Raw genomic sequence first — 3,107 nt, 5'->3', positions numbered from 1 at the left:
TGATTGTTGGTGATAGCAAGCGTTCATGGGCTGGCTTGATTTTTGGTTTTATAATTACTCTCGTTTCGATCGGAACTGGCGCATTTTTAATCCAACAAGGTCATGACGTTGCTGGAGGTGTTTTTGCTGGGACTCCTATCGTTTCGATCGTAACTGCTTTCATTTATGGCACTGACAAGCGATCGCAAGAGCGAACAGAAAAACAAAAAGCATTGCTGGAAACAGATATCAATGACGATGATGAATAAATAATGTGTTCATTTTTCCTCAATTTAATCAGTATTTTTTACAAGCCTTCAAACTCCATGTCTGAGGGCTTGTTTTTTTGATCAAGCATCCTGAAAAATTTTTCAACAAGTGGTTAAACGTGATCGCTTTTTGGGATTGCTAAATACAGTCCTATTCCAAAGTCATGAGAATTAAGTTTTTTACCCAAAGATACGCTTGGTATTTAGTGGGCATTCCTGTGGGTTTTGCGCTTATCTGTCGGTTGCTCAATCTGATTGGCGTGGATACGCCGCTCACCAGGAATGTGGAAGAGTGCGAGAAAACCAAGTTGGTTCAGGAGTGCTGGAAATGAATAATCGGAGCAGAAATATTACGGCTGCAATAATAACCTCACTTGTGGTAGGTGCTTGGATTTATGGAACATTTTTTAAATCTGGTAGTTGCTACGACCAGACGGCAGAAAGCATAGGAGAGCGCGAAGGCAATAAGTCTATCAATCGCTCTGATATTGATCGTTATGCAGGAGAGTTGGTTAACAGTTGTAGGTGAGATTTAATTTTCAAGGTTCAGTCAAATGATCGGAGCTAAATCCAAGCTCCGATCATTTGTTTTATCCAAGGACATTGGAAACAGTGCCTGAAGTCATCTCATAGGGCAGTTGTGCCTTAAAAGGCTACTGATAATGAGGCAGCAGCACACCGTTTTTATTCCTTTGGCTTGGGGCGATTTACGCCGCTTGTCCCGACGCAAATCGTGAGTGATTGCGTACTTAGCCAGGGGCGATCGCTTTTTTGGGGATAACTCCCCAAACGCGGAATCACGAGAGTCCGCGTGAGGGTGGTTAACAAGATGTTCGATTTAACGTGGGTTCTAAAGCTGTAATGAGATGCGTCTCAGTAACACGCATTGCTTCTTCTGTGCCTTCCGTAGGAAACAATAAACAGTAGGCAGATAGCTCAACACCTGCGCTCATTAGTATTTGCAAGTCTTTTACGTGATGATTTATTAGTCGATGGCGCAAAGTTAGCGTAGAGCCAACGTAAGCAACTTTTTTTGAGCTTTTATTATTGATTACTATGATGTAAACTCCAGGCATATCAGGCATTTTTCCAATATCAGAATGGAGCTTATAAGGAGAAGTTGATGCAATTATGTCAGATAAGAGCAAGTTCTCCGGCTCTGTCATGCTTGGATATTCTGCACCGTAACCTTTTGCAGCCGCAAACCTGACAATGTTGTAGATGTTCGGATTTTTAGCGTTCATCGCTCTGGTTAAGAGGTCTTCAAATCGGCTCTTGTCGTTGTCGTAAAGCCAAGGAATACACTTTAGACAACTTTTTTGATGAATGATAACGCCGCCGTCTTTATTCCCCTCGGCATAGCGCTCAAAATAATGGCAATCGAACGGAATCTGTAAATCAGTTTCGCTCATGAGAACTCTTGCAAAATAAAACAGCTAGTCTTGTCTGTTGCTTCAAAGCGCGATCGCAAAACAAAATAGTCAAACTAATCAGAGTTAGCTTGCACTTGATGCGCTGATTAGTTTGGAGCAGTCACACTGCGTTACCACAATCCAAATTCTTTGACCTTAGACCTCTTCTGCATCTTTAGGTAAAACCTCAAACAGTTCCCCCATCTCGCATCCAAAAAAGCCACAAAGCACGGCTAGGGTATCAGCGTCGTACCTTTTAGCCGTGTTCTCGCATAGACCTCTGATCGCCGGACTAGTTAAACCAGTTTCTTGAGCCAAAGCTGATCTGGTTAATTCCTGAGCGTCTAGTAAGTCTTGCAAGCGGCAACGTATTTTAGTGTTAGATTGCTGTACAGCTTTTCTTTGACTGCTTTTTATATAGCAGGGGGTTACAATGATTCCCCTGTTTAGTGGTGGGTCAAACCATTTAATAAGCGCTTCTTCTATTGGGGCAAGCAAGCTTTTGTCGGACACTTCTAACCATGCAAGCCTAACAGCACTTATTTTTGTTAATTGCTGATTTTTATGATGTTGCACCCATCTCAAGCGAATATTATTTGACCTGCCTATGTATTGAACTGCGTCATTACTGTCAATAGCAAAATAGATACCTGCACAGTCTGGAAGCGCTTTACGCCATTCAAGAGGAAGTGACGGAAGTGATAAAGGGTTAACTTGGTTAGGTGTGAACGTGTTCATGCCGCTACAGCATTTGCAATTTAGGTTAAGAGTTGAAAGCGATCGCAATTAACGCGATCGCTTTCTCTGTTAGTATAGCGTCATGCACGAGTTAGTACAAGTGCTGTTATAAAATGCAAAACCCGCCTAGTCGCTGGCGGGTTTTTCTTTGAAGATTGCGTCAATCACTTTTTCTTTTACTTGCCTGAGAGATTCGTTTTCTTCTCTCAGGCGACCAATTCCCCCAGCTTTTCCTCAACAATTCGCTCAAGTCTAGTAACGCGCTGTTCAATTGGGCTGCTGTGTTGCTTTAAGCCAAGATACTGATCTATGAATTCCATCAATATCTCAGTCGTATTTTTACCCTCAGCTTTCGCCCTATCTCTCAGCGCTTCCCTTTTTTCTGGGCTGATCCGGATTGTTAATCTTGATTCTTCTGCCATATAAAAATTCTCCTTCCGTACTAACAAGATAGCATTTCTAAATCTCAAAGCCACCATATAGAAGGAAAAATGCGTACTAACCAAACTTGACAAATGTACTAACAAGGTACTAACATAAATACAGACACCAAAAAGCGCCACACTCCCGCAAAGAAAAATGGCGCTTCTTGGAACCTTAGATAAACATCAGGTATAAAAATTATGACACAGCCAATTCACACCCGCGAACAACTTGAAAAATTCTCCATAAGCGAATTGCGTGTTGAGTGCGATCGCCTATCCATCCC

At 42.1% G+C, this 3,107-nt stretch carries 5 protein-coding genes; 2 read left to right on the top strand and 3 right to left on the bottom strand.

The annotated features are described in order from the left end of the window. Both VE944_RS03800 and VE944_RS03795 read left to right on the top strand, forming a co-directional pair. On the top strand, window positions 1-248 hold a 248-nt coding region (locus VE944_RS03800), incomplete at its 5' end, for a hypothetical protein (protein ID WP_324972508.1). 196 nt (window positions 249-444) lie between these two features. After that, complete coding sequence (locus tag VE944_RS03795; RefSeq protein WP_324972506.1) at window positions 445-777, top strand: hypothetical protein; 333 nt, start codon at window positions 445-447, stop codon at window positions 775-777. A gap of 292 nt (window positions 778-1,069) precedes the next feature. Here VE944_RS03795 and VE944_RS03790 read toward each other — a convergent pair whose 3' ends face one another. From VE944_RS03790 to VE944_RS03780, 3 genes are all read right to left on the bottom strand, one after another. Next, a complete protein-coding gene (locus VE944_RS03790; protein WP_324972503.1) occupies window positions 1,070-1,660 on the bottom strand; it encodes a hypothetical protein in 591 nt (196 codons plus the stop codon). Between the two features lie 156 nt (window positions 1,661-1,816). Beyond that, window positions 1,817-2,398, bottom strand: a complete 582-nt coding sequence (locus tag VE944_RS03785; RefSeq protein ID WP_324972501.1) for a helix-turn-helix domain-containing protein — start codon at window positions 2,396-2,398, stop codon at window positions 1,817-1,819. 206 nt (window positions 2,399-2,604) lie between these two features. Further along, complete coding sequence (locus tag VE944_RS03780; RefSeq protein ID WP_324972498.1) at window positions 2,605-2,820, bottom strand: type II toxin -antitoxin system TacA 1-like antitoxin; 216 nt, start codon at window positions 2,818-2,820, stop codon at window positions 2,605-2,607. Between the last annotated feature and the right edge of the window lie 287 nt (window positions 2,821-3,107).

Source organism: Nostoc sp. (assembly GCF_035638895.1).
Taxonomy (GTDB): domain Bacteria; phylum Cyanobacteriota; class Cyanobacteriia; order Cyanobacteriales; family Nostocaceae; genus Nostoc.
Note: the sequence above shows the minus strand (reverse complement) of the source record. Positions and strands in the feature narration are given on the sequence as shown.

Coding starts and splice junctions, on each gene's coding strand:
- VE944_RS03790 (WP_324972503.1), bottom strand. CDS start 1,660: ATGAGCGAAACTGATTTACAGATTCCGTTCGATTGCCATTATTTTGAG.
- VE944_RS03785 (WP_324972501.1), bottom strand. CDS start 2,398: ATGAACACGTTCACACCTAACCAAGTTAACCCTTTATCACTTCCGTCA.
- VE944_RS03780 (WP_324972498.1), bottom strand. CDS start 2,820: ATGGCAGAAGAATCAAGATTAACAATCCGGATCAGCCCAGAAAAAAGG.